This is a genomic window from Myroides sp. C6-3, from assembly GCF_050522425.1.
Lineage (GTDB): Bacteria > Bacteroidota > Bacteroidia > Flavobacteriales > Flavobacteriaceae > Flavobacterium.
The window spans coordinates 22,619-41,244 of record NZ_JBMVQP010000014.1; the positions used below are offsets into that span (position 1 = coordinate 22,619).

An 18,626-nucleotide genomic window follows, 5' to 3' on the forward strand; every position below is an offset into this window, starting at 1 on the left:
CATGAGTAAATTAAACAATATATATAATAATAAAGGAGTAAAATACGTTGCTATTTTACTCGTTGGACTTCTTTTAGGTTGGTTGGTTTTTGGAGGATCAGCCACCCATGAACACAATGGAGAACCCGCTTCAACGGAGGAAGCCGCAGTAGTGTGGACCTGCTCCATGCACCCGCAAATTAAAATGGATAAACCAGGTAAATGTCCTTTATGTGCCATGGATTTAATTCCGCTAAAATCATCCGATGGTGGGGATGATGCCATTGACGACGATGCGATTCAAATGTCAAAAGAAGCGATTGCTCTGGCTAATATTCAAACGACTGTTGTCGGACGCCAAGAGGCAATCAAAGACCTTCAACTTTATGGGACTATCCAGGTAGACGAGCGCTTACAGCAATCGCAAACCTCACACGTCAATGGTCGTATTGAGCAATTGTTCATCAATTTCACCGGTGAGTCAGTCAAACAAGGGCAACTCATTGCGACAATCTATTCTCCCGATCTGCTCAATGCACAACAAGAGCTCTTAGAAGCACAGAAACTCACGGACTTTCAACCGATGTTACTCGATGCTGCTAAGGAAAAACTGAGGTTATGGAAGATGTCTGATGCTCAAATCAACAAAGTATTGTCAACAGGAAAGGCTTCTCCTTATGTGAGTATCACAGCTAATACGAGTGGGATTGTTACCGCTAAAAACGTCAACCAAGGAGATTACATCAACCAAGGCTCCGTGTTGTATAGTATTTCAAACATGACTAAACTTTGGGCTGTTTTTGAAGCTTATGAAGCAGATTTGCCTTTTATTAAGGAGGGAAATACCTTAGAATACACCCTTCAGAGTATTCCTGGAAAAGTGTACAAAGGGAAGGTATCCTTTATCAATCCCATTATTGATGCTACTTCACGTACAGCCAAAATTCGCGTTGAAGCAGACAATACAGATCAAGCTTTAAAACCTGAAATGTATGCCACTGCAACGATAAAAGCCGCCATCCGAAGCACAGATAGTCACCAACTGACTATCCCAAAATCGGCTGTTTTATGGACAGGAAAACGCTCCGTGATTTACGTTAAACAACCGAATACGAGTACCCCTGCTTTTAAAATGAGAGAAATTGTACTAGGCCCATCGTTAGGAGAAAACTACGTGGTAACTTCAGGTTTACAAGAGGGAGAAGAAATAGTGACTCGCGGGGTATTTACTGTTGATTCCAGTGCACAGCTTGAAGGAAAACCAAGCATGATGAACAACGATTCATCAACGCATGCGGCGCATGCTGAGGAAGGACATACCATGTTTACTGTTTCGGGAAATTGCGATATGTGTAAAGCGCGTATTGAAAAAGCGGCGAAAAGTGTAGCAGGTGTCAGCAGTGCTACTTGGAATGCAAAAGATCAAATGCTCCACCTCAACTTCGATAAGGCGAAAACCGATCAACAAAAAATAAGTAAAGCCATTGCAGCAGCCGGCCATGATACAGCACTTGACAAAGCACCTGACACAGCCTATGATGCTTTGCCTTCTTGCTGTTTATATAGTAGAGATCAAGTGAAACCCAAGCAACAAATGGATCACAACGATCACAGTAAACACAATCAACAGCAACCTACCTCAGTAAAACCAAAGGCCAAAGAAGAACAGCAAGGACACGCCATGCTGAAAGTAAAAGGAAACTGTGTCATGTGTAAAGAGCGAATCGAAACAGCTGCTAAAGGTGTTGCGGGTGTTTCCACAGCAAATTGGGAGGTCAACGCCAAAGTGTTACACCTCAACTTTGATCCAACCAAAACGGATCAAAAAAAGATCAGTAAAGCCATAGCTGCAGCAGGACACGACACTGCATTAGACAAAGCAGCAGACAAAACCTACAACAGTTTACACGGTTGTTGTCAATATGAACGCTAAACAGACTTAAAACCTCAAGGATGATCGCAAAATGAAAGGATACAAATTTCTAATTTTCAATCAGTTATTTGATAATTTTCATTTTTATGCAATTATCCTTGGTGTTTCTGTAAAAAATAGAATATATTTGCACCATCAAAATAAGAAAGTATAACGCTTTTTCATTTTGATGGTTTAAATCACTTGATGATTTAATGGTCCAATAGCTCAGCTGGATAGAGCAACTGCCTTCTAAGCAGTAGGTCTCAGGTTCGAATCCTGATTGGATCACAAGGCTTGAAAGTCAATCCTAACAAGACTTTCAAGCTTTTTTTTCTCTCCTTACGGTTAGTAATTACTTAAAAAAACGGCAACCTAAATGGCAACCTTAAAAAGTAATTACAAAATGGCAAAAAATCTCCCATTTGACTGCTCTCATACAGAAGTATGGGTAAGTCCTAAAAATTGGAAAACGTTAAATTCTAAAAAATCCCTTGACCTTAATTGGTATGTTCAATGCAAATTTTATGATCCTTTGTTTAAGGAGAAGTACCCTAACGGATTTCAATTTAGAAAACGCTTAAATAAATTTCGCACCCTAGAAGAAAGAAAAGCAGCTGTCGAATTTTATCTCGAGGAAATACCCTTGATGTTAGCAAAAGGGTTTAACCCTATTACAAAGAAATACATGATCAAGGAAGAACCTAAAATAGTTGATCCAACCAAATTAAGCCCCGAAATGATGTATTTAGACGCGATGGAACTAGCTTTTCAAAAACTAAAAACATCAGACTCGAATCGCAAAGAAATAAGAATCGCTAAAAATAGATTTATCAAAGGAGCGAAAGAGCTTCGATTAACAGAGACTAAAATAAAGAATCTTGAAATTCCTGAGGTAAAAGAGATTCTCGATCACTTAAATCTAACTGACAACTACTACAACAAGTTCTTAGTCCTGTTAGGATCGATTTTTACCGAGCTTATAGAATACGGATGTGTGAAGTTTAATCATTTCAAAATGTTCAGAAAAAGAAAGTTGCAATACACCGAAAGAGAAGTCTTAAGTAAAGAAGATTTTAAAGGAATAAAGCAATATCTAAAAATAAATCATTACGATTTTTACCGGTATTCAATGATTTTCTTTTTGTCCGGAGCTAGAACGACCGAGCTTATGAATTTGCAGGTGAAAGATGTTGATTTAATTAATCAGGAATACAAAGTAATCATAAAGAAAGGACAGCAATTCACAGAAACTAAAAAAGTAATCCTAAAAGATGCCTTACCTCTTTGGAAAGAAGTAATTTCCGAAAGTAAAAATGAGAATGACTATTTGTTCGCGAAAGGTTTAAAGCCAGGTAAAACACCTATCAATGCAGATCAAATTACAAGAAGATGGAGGAGAATAGTAAAAAACAACTATTCAAAAGAATCAGGTATTGAAATTACAGCTGATTTCTATTCTCTAAAACATTTATTCTTAGACAGTTTAGATGAATCGATTGAAGATATTGAAAATGTAAGTATGCTTATGGCCTCACACACTAATCCAACGATCACCAATAAGGTATATTTAGTGAATAAAAAACAACGGCAATTAGATAAATTGAAAGATATAAGGGTGTCCATTTAGACACCCTTATTTATATCTGAAGAAAACTACTTGGATCTACATTTATAAAGCCAGGAACTTCTGTCATTGGGCTATCATCAATGATTATAATATCGTTAGTTGGCCTGTTAGAATAACTATGCCCGTTCTTTATCATCTTAGCAGTCAAAATATATAAATTAGTTTGCCCTAACGGTCCTTCTGTTTCAAAATCGGATTCAAGAACATAGCCTACACCATCAATATATACAGTATCGTGTGATAAAGCTATTTTTAACTTTCTCCACATTTCCTTAGTCAAAGGCTCAAATCTAAATTCATTAGATTCATAAATATTTGCTTCTAACAAGGTTACCTTGTCATCTGTTTTATAATTTTCACTTGTACCTATGTCCTTTCCACTAACATATTCAATAGGGATACGTAATAGATGTTCAATTCGGGTTGAATACAAAACATCCGTATTACGTGTGTTTTTGTACCTAATTTCAACCATATCTTTAACAATAGACTTTACATTTATTTCTTCACTCAAATATTTAATTTTTTGATCAAATATTGTCTCTCCTTCAGCAAACTCTATACCTACTCTTATAGCACTATTGAGGTAATTTTGCATACTTACACTGAATTCAAAAACATTATAATTTTCTCTATTATACTGTGCAGCTACAATTGTTATAAATTCAGTACTTGTGTATACATTGTTAATTACTATAACCTCTGCATTTTTATTTGTATCAAAATAAGTATCTATAATTTGAAACCAAGCATCTCCTTTTTGAAATCTATTTCCTTTTTTTGCCCATTCTGGTAAATTACCATTTAGTTGATAAGTTTCTATAGCCGCTCCAGTATCATAATCGAATACTATACCACTTATAAAATAGATACCAGTTTTCCCATTCTGTAAATTGAACTGTATTGCTGTTCTTTTGTCTTTTAAATTTAGATTATTGGTCATCCGTTGTATTACCAAGTCATTTCTGACTTCATCTTGTAATACATAAGCCTTATTTATGTTGTAATTTGACTTAAATTGAGTTTTGATAACATCAGTAGGTTTAAAAACTTGTATTTGCTTATAAGGTTTTAAAACATCAACTTCACACGATAGTGTATTCTCATCTGTCTTGTGACTATTTGCAGGATCTCGTCTAGCAAATCGAATACTATTTGATTTTGACAAATAATGAAAATTGTTACTTCGTATAATATTGTTTGTGTAAGGATCAATTTGAAAATCTTTGCTTCGTACACATCCATACTTGTCCTTTATCCAAACAGTGTAATGACCTTCTAATAATCCACTAAACGTATTAGATTCTTGCCAAGCTATATTATCTATAGAGAATTGATGTTGCAATTGTGAACTGAATGGAGCATTCACAGTAACTGAACCTCCATTCAAACCATTTATAATTTCCAAAACAATAATATTATCATAACCATCCTCCATTAAAGGAGGAGTCATAATATTTAAAGTTATAATCTGCGCATTTCTTACCAAGTCTAATTGGAAAATTCCAGATCCTCTTTGTCTCTCTATCTCTAATACATTTGAATTGTATATGAAACAAGTTAGATCAGTACAATAAGAAGACATTGGCAGCGATGTTGTAACTTTTACAATTACTTTATTACACCTATCTGTTTCAAATGGTAAATATTCTATTGACCTAACAGAAAAAGCTTGTTGTACAATGTCTTCAGGTATGACTCTTATTGGCATATCTATTGGGTTCGTTACATGCCTGTCAAATATCCAATTTGGCTGTATAGCTGTTAATCTAACTCCCGAATCTACTATTTCGCTTCTAAAAATACCACCATAGTCCAATTCGAGAGTCTTTCTAAGGTTATGAATAGTATCTTGAACATTTGCACCTATAACCGTTTGAAAAGGTTCTTTTCTGAATTCAACAAATTTGGTTGAAACATCATGCTTATTATTTTTGTTATCTCTTACAAATAAATTGAAAGAATTATTAAGTTTTACCTGATCTGAAAATAGAAGATCAATTTGTAATTGCGTATCTGTAGTCTCTTTCATATCATTATCTATTTGCTTTTAATAATCTCCATTTGCCTTCTCCATTAGGTTTAACTGATAACAGATAACCTCGTTCCGTCTGTCCTAATTCATTTGTGAATTCAACAAGTCCATACATATTAGGAATGATTTGATTGTCAAATGTTCTTGTCGTACCATTTAAAACTTGTGAAATTTCAAAATCTACTTTATGATTAAACTCAACGATCTCTGGTACATATCGCGCTCTTTCTAATCTTGTATTTTGTATTTCTCCATTTTCAGCATATTCTGTGCGTAATGTGCTATTTCCTGTACTACTGGAGTATTTTATTTTCTGATTTGGATATTTAGTCAATCCAGCACCAATAACCCATCCATGACGCAATAATGAATTAAAAGGAGAAAGTCTCAAATTATAGGCTGTTTCAGGAGAATATATACCCGTTGGAATAGAATCAAAATCATCACTGTGTTTGCGCAACTCATAACCTACCCATGAGGTTTTACAATCAAGGAAGAAAACATCCTGGTCATACGAAGTATCTTCAGTAGAATATGATTCGAATGGTTTTCTACGTGCAAATTCCGCTCCATACGAATCTGCCCTATATTTAGAAATTTGAGTATATGAATTTCTTATAGTCGAAAGACATGTGGTATATGTGTTTTTTACGTTGAATTCATCCAATCCCATAGCCTCTTCATATTCTCCGCCTTTTTCAAATCCTATTTCAATATTCTTGTAATATTTATTGTAATCTATAGATCGCTTAACATTCTTAACCTGTTCAGGTAGCTTAATTGTCACATTTTGGTTGTAGAAATACCCTAACTCCTCAATTACAATTTGCTCATTGTATCCATTTCGCTCAACACCACAGCCCAAATTTGCAACAGCTGAAAAACTCTCCATTAGATCTCTAAATGATGTTGTAAGGGGCTTGAACTTTCTATCGTTCTCTGGCAATGTGCTATCTAACTCTCTTGAAAATTGGCGAATCCATAATCCATGTGCAAGGAGCAAATCTTTCCACTTTCCATTTTGTAGAATATTTGACTTTAAAATATTCTTTCTATTTGTCATTATTTCAACAAGGCGATTTGCTAAATAAAATGGTTTTATTGCTTTAGTTGTAGATTCCGTAAAAGTAGAATTTTCCTTAATGGTAATAAATCCTCCCTCAAGTAGTTTATATCTAAACGACACTATACCGTAACTTGTCATTGAAATCATCAACCCTAAACTCTCGCCAACTTCTAAAGTGAATTCATGTAGTCTATTTAATATTTCAATTGTATTATTAGGGATTCCTTGTGATTGTTGGTTATCTTGTGTTTCCCAAAGAACTACTTTAGATGAAGGAATTACACTATACGTCTCTCCATTTCTACTGAATTTTGCAATAAAAACAGAAACCTTCGCAGATGCATTCCAGTCATAACTTATATCTGCATTTATCTTAATTTTATCAATGTGAACAGATATGTTACTTAATAGCCTTCTTGTGCTATTAATTAACATCATATATTCATTACCTCGCTCGCTAAATCCATCAGAAAAGATATTAGTATCTTGTGCTTGATCATGAGAATTCTTAAAAATTTCCATTGGCAAAGTGTTACATACGCTTACTGATCCACTGAAAGAAAATGGATGATGAAGAGTCATAGGAGCTGCCTTCCAAGCGGTTTCTAAAAATATACGGCGACTGTAAAGCTTCACATCAACTGTTTCTAAATCAATCAAGTAATTACCATCAATTGTATCAAGTCGATCAATTTCAACCATCTCATTTTCTCTTGCCTTTAAAACAGCTTCAATTCCACCAGAATTAAATTTCATCTTGATAAGGCCATCCTCTTTTAGATAAGTAGCCATATCAAGATACCCCGAATACGTCAACGTCCAATGATCAGTAACTGGATGTCTTTCTTCTCGGGTTAATCTCAATTCAGCTAAAATACCTTCAGTATTATAAACTAAATCGATGTAATCAATAGCATTACCTACAAATGTCAAGTTGTTGGACATGTTTACAAAAATGCCATGTAAATCTTCGTGGCGCGTATATTCTTGTTCATTAGTGCCCCATTCTAAGGGTTCTGTTATACTAATACTATCAAATGCTTTTGATTTTAAAGTAAATCTAACTCGGTCATTTAATGCTAATATGTTCATTTAATTTCTAGTTTTTAAATTACTGAATTTCCAAAAATCATGTCCGACATCAATTCTTGTGGAATGCTTAACGATGATATTTTGTTTTTGCTTTTTCAACTCATCCAATTTTTGAACAATTTCAGCACCATAAGCGCTATCAAAAACCATATTCATTTGGTAAGTATCTAAATCTTGTTTCTCATTAACTAAGGACATCATCATTGTGGTGCGTTGAAGTCTTTTATACTCGTCCAAAGAAGGAATTACCTCTGTTCCTTTAGGTAAATCATAATAACCTCTCTTATTGATAATGTAAGGATCTCGACCAGGTTCTAAAACCACCTCTGGACGTTTTTCCCCAACTTCTGCAATACCTCCTTTGTGTTTTTTACCACGTGTACCAAATTCATATTTAGGAATTGGTGTTGCCAAAACAGTAGCTAACTGAACAGCACCTAAAGCACCTATCAAAGCCGTTAGCGGAATAGCAGCTGGGAATCCAGGGTTTTTCCAAGCTCCAATTATAGCTACAGCTGTGCTTATTCCAATTTCCATTGCAGCCATTGCCTTATTAAAAATGGCTTGCCTTTGACGTTCCTTCCTTTTCTTTTCTTCTAGTTTATCAACATCAGCTTGTTGTCTGAGACGTATTCTAGCTTGTTCTTTTTCGTTACCCTGAGCTAATTGAAATTCCTGTTCATACTTCTTGTTAGTTTTGTCTATGTCATCATCAATACGCTGAACACGGGCATCAAACAAAACATTTACAAAATCACCAATTGCACGATACAAGTCCCTAGATATATCCTTTAATTTCTGATGATACTCTTTTTCCTTTTCAAGCTTTTTATCCAACAATTCTTTTTGTTCCTCAAGCTCAATTTCTGATAATCTAGTTTTGAATTTTTGAAAGTCATTAAGAAGTTGTCTTTTTTTATCATCATCCGCCTCAGTTAAAGCAATTAATTTTTCAGCATTTTGAATTTCCTCATCAATTCTTTTTTTAGCATGATCATTTTGAATTTTACGTTTATCAGCTTCGAACTGCTCCGTTAATTTCTTTTTCTCTGTTTCATTACCAACAAATAATCTTAAATCTTCAGCATACTTAGCATTCAGTTTTTCAAGATCTTTATTTTCACTAATATCTAATGAAGTAAGTGATCTTTTTAGGATTATCTCAGCTTCTTTTTTAACATGAGCTTCCAATTCTGCAGCTTCTTTTTTGCGAAGAGCGTTTTTTACATCATACCACTTTTCAAGCACTAACTGTTGTTCATGGGTTAAATTTTCAATAGAAACATTACCTTCTAGGTAATTCTGAATTTCCTCATTAGTTAGGGCCTTTTGATCTTTATTGAAATTAGAAGCTAAAGTGAATTCCTTTTCAGCTTCTTTTTGTTTTAGGTTAAATGATTCTTTGCTATAAGTCTCAAATGAAAGCATTCTTTCCTCCATTGTCCTTTTTTCATCATTGGCGAGGTCTTTGTTGATCTCTACAGTTCTCTTTGCTTTTAAAATCTCAAGATCCATTTGCTTTTCATAAGCTGTTTTAGCATTTTTCAATTGTTCATCAATTAGTTTTTCTCTATCTCTTTGTGCTTTTTTAGCTGCTTTATTTTCTTTTTCGGATAATTCTCCAGTTGCATTATCTGTCGGAATTTTAGCAACTTTCTGTTTTCCAAATTCGTCAAGAGTTGCATAGTATTCTCTAGCCTCTTTAGTTGCTTGTTTGTAAGCTTCTAGTTCCTCCTCTGACATTAGTTTCTTCTCCTTTCGGGTATCTTGAGTTTTTAATAGTTGCTCATCTAGTTCATCATTCACTAATGATTCCGCTAGCTTCAATCCTTCTACTAGTTGTACTCGTCCCTCGATATCAGAATAATCGGAAAAGAAACCAGTGCGTTTACCTTCATCCTTTAATCGCTTCATTACCTCATATCCAGACTTCTCTACATTACTCCAATCAACAGTAATATCTTTCCATTGATTTTCATTAATAACCTTCTGTAGTTTCTCTCTAAGTAATACTTCTTGTTTTAAAGATTTTTCAGTAATAGAATCTCTTTTATCACGTATTTTATCAGCTTTTTCAACTTCGATTTGGAGAGCAATGCGTTCACGATAGTTTTCATTTACTTTATTTAATATGGATACCAATTCATCATTAGAAACTTTTTCTAAATCAATATTCCCTAAGAGTTCCGGATACTTCTCATTCAATTCTTTGAGTAACCTAATTCTTTCCATATTAGTTGTATTGGATGAAGTAATCTTGGATATTAATCCATTTAGCTCCATTTGTTGATCAAACAATTCATCAGATAACTGTTTAGTAGGTGTAATTGCTTCAATCAATGCTGTTCCAAATTCTGCAATACTTAGAGTTGCTTGAGCGAATATTCCTTCTCCATTTTCAATTGATAGAATGAAGTTATCCCACGCAATTCCCATTTTCCCCCATTGGAGTATCAATTTGCTACTGAATGTTTCAAACTCTTGAGTCATTGCACCACTTGAATCTTTAACAACAGTCATAGCATTGGCTAAAGTCTCGAATCCTCCTGTTGCCAATGCAGATAAAACACGCTCTTGGCGCTCTTCCTTGATACCAAGTTCGTTTAATGTTCCAATAACGGATCCTCCAGCTTTATCAATCTCATGTAAACCTTCGATAAACTTAAACAAGACTCCCCCAGAATCGTCTTTGAATTGTGTTTTAAGTTCCTCAACAGAAAGTCCAGTAAGCTTCATTACATCTGTGAGATTCTCTCCTGTTCGAATGGAGGCTTCAAGAAATTTCATCGCTTTTCCAATCTTAGAACCCGCTAATTCAGACTCAATACCTACAGCCTTTGTTGCAGTACCATAGGCCAAGATATCTTGACGGCCAGTTTTGTAAACAGTTACGTTTTGAGCAATGGATGTTGAATTAGAAAGAATTTCTTTTTCGGTGGCTGCGAAGTTATTTCCAAGGTTTACAATTTCATCTCCGAATTTCTTGACATGCTGAACTCCACCATCAACAAGCGTTAATAGGCGCGCAATATCTGAACCTCCTTCCTCGCCTTTGATGTTAGATGCTGTTTCTAACATCGCTAAAGCTTCTGTAAAGGCTAAAATGTTTTTAGATCCCTTAACTCCAAGTTGCCCCGCGACTGTCGCATATTCCATTAAGGCGGGCGTACCAACAACCTTTAGTTTTTTGGACAAGCTTACAATATCCTCTCCAAGTTTAGTTAATTCAGCATCGGCTAAGCCTGTTGTTTTTCCAACGTTAATCAATCCAGAGTTGAAATCAGCAACAGTTTGTTTATTTCCCCCGATAAGAGCGAATAAAGTTCCTAATACTGTAAGGACCGCGCCTAATGGAGTTAAAAGAAAAGCACCTACAGATTTACCAAACTGAACTATATCGGTTGTTAATTCTTTAAAAGGAGACTTTGTAGTTGATAGTTTTTCTACTGAAGTTCCAAATATGCCCAATTGTGAATTTATACGTCCAAAAATTGGATTTAATGCTTCAGCAGCAATAGCATAATTACCAACTTCTCGCTGGTGTTGTCCAAGAGATTTATCAATATCTTTTATTCCTTTGTCAAGTACATTTGTTTGTAAAGTCAATGCCTTAGATTGAATCTCTAAATCTCGATATGCTTGTGTATTTTTCCTTCCTGCTTGTTCAAGAACAAACATTTCAGCTTTTAAATTCTTTGCTTGGTTACGGACTTCATTCAAAGCTATTTCTAGTTTTTTATACTGTCCGATTTGACCAGTGCGTTCAAGTATCTCTTGCTTAATCTGCTTGTTGGTCTCTTGTAGCTCTAATCGTTGTTTTACAAGCTCACGATTGGTTGATTCAGTCGCTAATTCCTTTTGTTTTAGAGTAGAAATAAGCTTTTTTTCAAGTGCGTCTTGTTCCTTCCAAACGACATTGGATTCCTCAATAATTCTCTTTTCTTCTTGTTTGATTTTCACATACTCAGAAGTAGATTTGACCTGTCTAAAGGAATTAGCAATTTTGTTTATCTCCTTAATTGACTCAATAAAGTCTTTATTTGCATTAATAGCTTGCTCTAAGTTCTTTGCGTATTCCCATCCAACCTCTAGCGCTTCTCTACTGAAAATATCTTCACGTGTAATTACACCACCATCATAGGCCATTTTTTTTACGGTTCTTTAAATCACGGAGCTGTTTCTCTTGTTGTCTCATTTTGATGTTTACTTGCTTTTTAAGCGAGATAAATTCTCGACAAGTAATATTCATGTATGAACCAAGATGAAACCCCAAAACCATTGAATAAGAAGAAAGAATATCTTCAATACTAACCTTCTCATTATTTTCTGTTACTTCTGGTTTTGGTAATTGTGATTTGAAATGCTTGGCTTTTTCAAGTAAGCCTTCTGAATCGATCTGAGTTCTATCAAGATCCTCCAGGTAATTAGATTTTGTAATTCTAAAACCTTTCTTTTTTACAATAGAAATCAAATCTTCATTGTATGAAAATCGGAGTGCTTCAACACAACGATTTACAACTTCATATGTCAAGATGTAGTAATCATATTGCTTACTCAACATCAATATTTTGTTGTTTAAATAATTTTGATCTACATCCTGAAATTCTAAGTGTAAATTATCCCAAATAATTTGTAGCTCTTCGCTTTGAACTTCAACACCATTAGGATTCAATAAGGCTATATTTCCTGTCTCTACGATACGGAAATACAAAACAATTGGTAAAGTGTCTAAGCTATTATACATTTAATTGTTGTCTAACGTGTTTTAAAATAAAAGGGAGTAAATCACTATTGATTAACTCCCTTAGATTTTCCTCTTGTAATCCAAACAAACTCGTTGATAGTAAATTTTCATTACTCAGAATTAAATCAGTTTTATTGTCATGTGAACCGAAATATATTGCTCCGTTTTTTACGTCGATATATAGCCCTTTTAAGAAGCTTCCAGTATCTCGTAAGTTATATGGATCACCTTCCTTTTTTATCTCCCCTTGTCCGCCTAAAAGAGCGTTATTGGTTGTTATATACTCCGTTGCTTTGGAATAGTAACCGATAGGGTTTTGAAATATATCTTCACTCGATTCAAATAACTGCTTCTTGTTTAATTCTATGAATTTTTCTTGAATTGTTTTGATGAAATTAAAGAGTTCTTCACTAATCTGTTGGCTCGTTAGATTTCTCGCTTTTTGCAGTTGTTCCTTTAACGTTGCCATTTGTTGCGATTTTATATGCGTCCTTTAATGCTGCTTCTCGTTGTTTAGGATGGATATTTTTAAAGACATGAGTTGAAGCAAACTCTTCTTTAAACTCTGCAAAGGACTTGTTATAGCCCTTTGCAAAAGTTATCCCTCTATAGCTTCCCATTATCCTAACTTAATCGTTAAAGGTTCAGGAGACTCGTAAGCAACACCTCCTTGCTTATCAACTACACCGTTAAGTGATAATTTAAAGCCGTTGGCAAAACCTGTACCTTTAAGTTCATAAATACCATCGGAATCTGGTTCAACAAAAGACGTGTCTTGAACTGCTCCTGAAGCATCTTTTAAAGCAACATCATCTGCAACCAACGATCGCAATGATTCTCCAGTTCCGCATCCAGCGAATGCTTTAAATTTAATCGACGTGGCACTCGCAGAAACTTGAACTAAATTCACATCAAAAATTCCAAATACATCCTGATCCCCCCAACCATCTAGACGAACATTTACACCGTTGTTGGTGTATTCTCGCTCATCTGTGTAGTTAACAGTCACAATCGTACTTTGTGGAGTTCCTTCAATCATGTCTTGCAATTTACCTACACTCAATGTCGCCTTTTGACCTTTGACCTTACCATCACTTTGTACAGCTTTGATACCAGGATCATCTGTAAATTCAAATACACGCCCAGCTTTATCACTGTGAGATCTTAGCGCTTTATAAGAGCACAAACCTATTACAGAGCGAAAGGTCCTAATTTTTTTACCTGAAGCTGTTTTATACTGTTTTCGATACCCTTCATAAAACTGATCTTCTGTATCGGCAACAGCATATTCTTCCGCATCGTATAATGGGTAAATTTTCTTATCTGCGATCGCTTTATCCCATGCTTCTTTGCTCTTTAAATCTTCAAGAGATTCAAACCCCCAAGTAGGATCAGGGCAAAAGGCATATTTTGTTGTAACCCCTAAATAGCACTGTTCTTTAGCGCCAGTGTTTTGAGGTCCATTCTCGTTTGCATTACATTCTACTATAACACTCATAACTTTTTTCTTTTAACAATTATTGATATTGTATTTTAACTTACCCACGACAGCAAACACGTGATAAGGCTGCATGTCGTTTATTTTAATGGTCGATGTGTCAAAACCCTTAAAAACAGTTGGAATTCCTTTTTCAATTTTTTCAATCGTGAAAAATCGATGCTTTTTAAGTTCTAAAATAGCTTTAGTTTGAACCTCTGAATCATTTCTCAACTCAACTCCTGAAAGTTTTTTTAAATCTAACATGAACACAACTTTTATATCAGACTCAAAATCATTTCCTCCTAAGAATTTATGTATTTCACTATCAATAAAAAACACACTTCCTGACTTCAAGTCGTTTGTAAAAACGTCTCTGTATTCTAATCCAGATACGTACACCTCAGCTGTAACTCCACTTTTATTTGGATTGCGATACACACGCCCATATACGTCTACATTTTCTCCAATCGTTTTAAAAATAGACTTCTGAATGATATCTATTTTAGTGTCGATTCCTAATGGTTTTTCTCTCAAATAAAGCATTACCAAATAGATTTTGAATCAACCGTTGCAACGATTGGAAATATAATACTAGAAGCTTTTCTAATTGATCGGTTAAGATGGTCCTTTAATCCAGTTGCTACTTTATAGCCTCTATCATTTTTAGCACCTTCTAAATCCAACTTCATTCTAGCTACTGCCTCTTTTGCGTTTCTTTCAACAAAGTTCTTTCTATTGGTAGAAAGGAAAAGCTCAATCATCTGACAAGCGACTGAATAACCAATTGCTTCAACGAATAGATGCTTTTTTGTGATTATTACATTGTCATAATTAACTGAATCAATGTAACCCTTACTTTGATCCATAATCTTACTCAATACGCTTAAAACAGCGTTTTTTGATACTTCTTGTAAGTATAGATTAAAAGGTTCTTCACTAATAGATCTCTCGCTAACTGAATAATAAACGTTTTCAAGATTCACTAGAGAATGAAAGGATTCGAACGTTCGTCCTGATTCAGAAATAAAAGCAGCTGAATCAATTTCAATAGGTAGGCTAGGCGCTAATGCGCCCGACCATCCTATTTGTGATATTAAATTGTTTATGGCTACTTCTGAATACATCTAAATTAATTTTAGTCTCCTTCTCCTTCTGTGATTGGTTCACCTAAAGCTTCCTCGAATTTCGCTAACTGTTCTTGATTCAACGTATTGATTTTAGCTAACAATTGCTCATCAGTCATTTTATCGACATTGATTCGTCCATCAACCGATTTTAAGGCTGCTTTTACCACTGATACTTTGTAAACATCACCGTTGTAATCGAAATTTTCATCTCCTTCGGTTTGCGTGTCGTCCGCGTTTGGTTTATTAGTATCAAGTATGAAAATTTTACTAGCATTATCTAAGACAGGTAAACATAAAGCTTGAGAAGATGTAAATTCAGCATAAGGTTCATTTTCATGCCATTTTTTAAGCAAGATATATTCTACCTTTTCATACATAATAGCTTTACTTTTCCCATCCTCTTCTGCTAGAATACCATATACCAAACGACCTGCTTTATTACTTGGAAGGAATGTGACCATACCTTGTGCCCAAGGATTATGTTCTGTTCTTATTCCATTTTTCTCGGTGATAATTGTTCTGTCAACAATTTTAAGAGTAAGTTTAAACTTTTTCTTAAAAAACGTAACTAATTGTTCTTCATCTAGGTCAGGAACATTAGACCCTACAGTTGCAATACCTCCAGAAAAAGCAAAGTTGTTTTTTATTTGTTCATTTTCAACTACATACTGGGCAGTAATATCATCCATCATCACAACATTTAGTCGGATATTTTGAGCAGATGCTGACTTAATAATAGCCTTAATATGATTTACAATTTTTGCTTTAGGATCTGACCATGGTTCAGGTGCCTTACTTTGGTTTTTAGTTTTGATTCCAAATTTTAATCTAATACCAATTCCTACATTTTCAGTATCCTCCACCAATGCATAACCAGTTGATAAAGATTGAAGAAGTACCATTTCATTTCTTTCATAGACACCATATGTTACCTTTGGTACTTGTTGGAATATTTTTTTTGCAATTTCCTCTTCCGAATGACCCGCATTGCGCATAGTTCTAATTTGAGTCAATTGCTTTTCTGTAAGCTTCAATTTCATACCTGCCTTTGGAATATCTCCTGATGCTAAAGCAATTGAATCTTGTTTCTTTAATGGCAACTCTGAATCCATTGCCACAAAGTCCGCAGCAACAATAGAACCATCTATAGATGCACTTTCCCATTTTAAGTCAGTTGACAACTCAGGAGTCAGCATTTCTTTATGATAGTATTTTATTGCTGCATTTTCATCCTTTCCGTTTACTCTAACCTCAATTCTCTTGGCTATTTTTTTAAACCAATCTTCAAATTTTACAAATAATGATTTTTCTTGTGCCATCTTTTACTTACTCTTTAAAGAAATTAATACGAGGCAATGCATCTTTGATTGCCTTTGTTAGTGGATACGGAGATGCTGCTTCATTCACGGATCCACGAGTTGAAATACCAACAAAAGGTTTTTTAGTACTCACTGTTGAAATTACAGCCCCTACAATTGTGTGACCTGCTGGTAAAGCACCATAATTAATACCCTCAGTGTCTAAAGGCATAGGTTTATGATTACCTGTTGCATCTTCTTTAATTACAATCGACCCTGCTTTGATAACAGCTTGCTTGTAATCAGTTGTATCGAGTGTTCGTCCCCCAATTACGGTTTCCATAACTCTAGGAACTACTATCGTATCATTGCCTGTGTCGAAGATTTCTTCTTCATTATTTAAACTTGCTACTACTCCCATAATGATTTTTTATAAATTAATACCCATCTAAAATTGCGTCTACGGCAGCATCAGAAATATCTTTACCACCTACACTATTGTAACTTGGAACTCCTGAGAATCCCATCGAGTCAACAACCGATTGTTTGAGTTCGCTGTATTCCGTTTCAAGGCTAGCTATTTCAGCTGATAAATCCTCTGATTCAAGGTTTACGCGATTCATCCAAGATTGCTTTTGTGCTTCTGGTAAGCTTTTTAAGACCTCTGATTTTGCAAATAAGTCAGTAACTGTACTTTGTTTTGATTTTACAACCTCACCTTTTTCAATTGCTTCAACTTTTTGAATTAAGGCTTTTGCCCAAGCTGGAGCATCATCTCCTTCTTCTTTCTTTTCCTCTTTTTTAGGATCGGTTGTCTCAGGTGCTTTTGATTTAGCTTCTAACGTTCTGATTCTATCGTCCTCTTTAGCAATCGCTGCAAAGTCCATCAAATCATTAGCGTCGTTAATCACTTGATCAATCGCATCATCTTCAGCATCATCTTCAGGTTTTTTTGCAAGTCTTGCCGAAATCTCGTCAAGCCTTTTTTGCGACAAGTTAGCCTTAGGGAATAATACCTTAAGTCTCTCCTTAATCTTTTCTGGTTTAACTGCCATAGTATGTTTCTTTTAAAAATTGTTTACAAAAACAAATGTAGTAATATTTTACTTATTTTGAACGATTCTAAATAAGGTTTTTTTTGTATTTTTGTTTAAAAAATTATTATGGATGAGGCACTTATAAGAAAAGTAGAAGAAATATCGAGGTGGATCGAAGGGACTCTTGACAATTCTAAGGCGATCCATGAATTATCTGCAATGAGTGATGATGGAAATCTATATATCGCAGTTAGCAACGGCAACACAACAGGGAAGACACTATACAGACCTAGCGAAGTTTCTATAGAGGAGTTTGAGAATTTAAGAAATATGCAACTTGTTTCTGATTCTGAATCTAATACAATTTTTATTCAAGATTCGGAGGGGAATATATTAACGTCGTTAAATCTGAATCTATTAACTAGAGATTTTGTTAAGCATACTGAACAATTCTTAGAACCTGAATCACAAAAACAAGCACGTATAAATATAGATGCTGTTGGAAACCCTGAAATGGAAGCAATCGATATTCCTGATTGGAGTACGCACTTACAAGAACAAATAAACTTTTAGAAACTATGGGAGATTTTATAACAAGACTATTTGCTGAAATTCAAGAATTACTTACAGTGATAGCGGTTAAAATGAACTTGCTTGACACGAATAAAGCAAACAAAAACTTAGACAACTTACCAAGTAACTTAACACCAACAGAAAAAACTACTATTCGAACTAAGATAGGGGCAATTGATTCAGCTGTTTTAGATGCCTATATTCCAAAAACTGAAAAAGGAAGCGCCAACGGAGTAGCAACACTAGATGGAACAGGACGAGTTCCTGCAGTACAGCTTCCGAGTTTCGTAGATGATGTAGTTGACTTGGTAGATTTTGTAGCCACAGCACCAACATCGGGTATGGTCGCTGGCCAAAAACGCTATTTAACAGGAACAAAAAAAATATTTACATCAACGAGTACAACGGCAGGAACTAGCTCAGATCCTGAAGCGGATAAAATTTATGTTAGAGTATCAACTAACACAACTTACCGCTGGTCGGGTACTGATATGATACAATTAGATTCGGGTTTAGCACTTGGAGAAACATCTTCAACGGCATATCGCGGAGATCGGGGAAAGATTGCCTATGATCATGCAATTGCAATGGGTGATGCTAATTCAGCAATTCCCGATTGGAGCACACAATTAGAGAATCAAGTAAACTTTTAA

Annotated in this window: 16 protein-coding genes and 1 tRNA gene; 5 read left to right on the forward strand and 12 right to left on the reverse strand. The window is 34.9% G+C overall.

Going from position 1 to position 18,626, the window contains the following annotated elements:
- Position 1 precedes the first annotated feature (1 nt).
- The 3 genes from ACPDG9_RS07645 to ACPDG9_RS07655 all read left to right on the forward strand — a co-directional run bounded on the left by ACPDG9_RS07645 (position 2) and on the right by ACPDG9_RS07655 (position 3,521).
- Complete coding sequence (locus ACPDG9_RS07645) at positions 2-1,912, forward strand: efflux RND transporter periplasmic adaptor subunit (RefSeq protein WP_430527168.1); 1,911 nt, start codon at positions 2-4, stop codon at positions 1,910-1,912.
- 196 nt (positions 1,913-2,108) lie between these two features.
- Positions 2,109-2,182 (forward strand) — tRNA-Arg (locus ACPDG9_RS07650).
- A gap of 115 nt (positions 2,183-2,297) precedes the next feature.
- Complete coding sequence (locus tag ACPDG9_RS07655) at positions 2,298-3,521, forward strand: tyrosine-type recombinase/integrase (RefSeq protein ID WP_430527169.1); 1,224 nt, start codon at positions 2,298-2,300, stop codon at positions 3,519-3,521.
- 10 nt (positions 3,522-3,531) lie between these two features.
- Here ACPDG9_RS07655 and ACPDG9_RS07660 read toward each other — a convergent pair whose 3' ends face one another.
- The 12 genes from ACPDG9_RS07660 to ACPDG9_RS07715 all read right to left on the reverse strand — a co-directional run bounded on the left by ACPDG9_RS07660 (position 3,532) and on the right by ACPDG9_RS07715 (position 17,418).
- A complete protein-coding gene (locus ACPDG9_RS07660; protein WP_430527170.1) occupies positions 3,532-5,553 on the reverse strand; it encodes a hypothetical protein in 2,022 nt (673 codons plus the stop codon).
- A gap of 4 nt (positions 5,554-5,557) precedes the next feature.
- The gene (locus ACPDG9_RS07665) at positions 5,558-7,555 is read right to left on the reverse strand and encodes a hypothetical protein (RefSeq protein ID WP_430527171.1); all 1,998 of its coding nucleotides are present in this window, start codon (positions 7,553-7,555) and stop codon (positions 5,558-5,560) included.
- Positions 7,556-7,714: 159 nt separating this feature from the next.
- Positions 7,715-11,860, reverse strand: coding sequence for a phage tail tape measure protein (locus ACPDG9_RS07670; RefSeq protein ID WP_430527172.1), 4,146 nt, complete (start codon positions 11,858-11,860; stop codon positions 7,715-7,717).
- Positions 11,850-12,458 (reverse strand): hypothetical protein, encoded by a 609-nt coding sequence (locus ACPDG9_RS07675; protein WP_430527173.1) that lies wholly within the window; start codon positions 12,456-12,458, stop codon positions 11,850-11,852. The genes ACPDG9_RS07670 and ACPDG9_RS07675 overlap by 11 nt, the downstream gene beginning before the upstream one ends.
- On the reverse strand, positions 12,451-12,927 hold the full coding sequence (locus tag ACPDG9_RS07680; RefSeq protein ID WP_430527174.1) for a hypothetical protein: 477 nt from the start codon (positions 12,925-12,927) through the stop codon (positions 12,451-12,453). The genes ACPDG9_RS07675 and ACPDG9_RS07680 overlap by 8 nt, the downstream gene beginning before the upstream one ends.
- Positions 12,869-13,078, reverse strand: coding sequence for a hypothetical protein (locus tag ACPDG9_RS07685; protein ID WP_430527175.1), 210 nt, complete (start codon positions 13,076-13,078; stop codon positions 12,869-12,871). The genes ACPDG9_RS07680 and ACPDG9_RS07685 overlap by 59 nt, the downstream gene beginning before the upstream one ends.
- On the reverse strand, positions 13,078-13,956 hold the full coding sequence (locus ACPDG9_RS07690) for a hypothetical protein (RefSeq protein ID WP_430527176.1): 879 nt from the start codon (positions 13,954-13,956) through the stop codon (positions 13,078-13,080). The genes ACPDG9_RS07685 and ACPDG9_RS07690 overlap by 1 nt, the downstream gene beginning before the upstream one ends.
- Before the next feature lie 12 nt (positions 13,957-13,968).
- Positions 13,969-14,481, reverse strand: a complete 513-nt coding sequence (locus ACPDG9_RS07695; protein ID WP_430527177.1) for a hypothetical protein — start codon at positions 14,479-14,481, stop codon at positions 13,969-13,971.
- Positions 14,481-15,062 (reverse strand): hypothetical protein, encoded by a 582-nt coding sequence (locus tag ACPDG9_RS07700; protein WP_430527178.1) that lies wholly within the window; start codon positions 15,060-15,062, stop codon positions 14,481-14,483. Before ACPDG9_RS07700 ends, ACPDG9_RS07695 begins: the two co-directional genes overlap by 1 nt.
- An 11-nt stretch (positions 15,063-15,073) precedes the next feature.
- Positions 15,074-16,384: a hypothetical protein gene (locus ACPDG9_RS07705; RefSeq protein WP_430527179.1), complete on the reverse strand. Its 1,311-nt coding sequence runs from the start codon at positions 16,382-16,384 to the stop codon at positions 15,074-15,076.
- 7 nt (positions 16,385-16,391) lie between these two features.
- Positions 16,392-16,784, reverse strand: a complete 393-nt coding sequence (locus tag ACPDG9_RS07710) for a hypothetical protein (RefSeq protein WP_430527180.1) — start codon at positions 16,782-16,784, stop codon at positions 16,392-16,394.
- A gap of 16 nt (positions 16,785-16,800) precedes the next feature.
- Positions 16,801-17,418, reverse strand: coding sequence for a hypothetical protein (locus tag ACPDG9_RS07715; RefSeq protein WP_430527181.1), 618 nt, complete (start codon positions 17,416-17,418; stop codon positions 16,801-16,803).
- Between the two features lie 108 nt (positions 17,419-17,526).
- Between ACPDG9_RS07715 and ACPDG9_RS07720 the strand changes: the two genes are divergently transcribed.
- Together ACPDG9_RS07720 and ACPDG9_RS07725 are read left to right on the forward strand one after the other, a co-directional pair.
- On the forward strand, positions 17,527-17,973 hold the full coding sequence (locus ACPDG9_RS07720; protein ID WP_430527182.1) for a hypothetical protein: 447 nt from the start codon (positions 17,527-17,529) through the stop codon (positions 17,971-17,973).
- 5 nt (positions 17,974-17,978) lie between these two features.
- Positions 17,979-18,626, forward strand: a complete 648-nt coding sequence (locus ACPDG9_RS07725) for a hypothetical protein (RefSeq protein ID WP_430527183.1) — start codon at positions 17,979-17,981, stop codon at positions 18,624-18,626.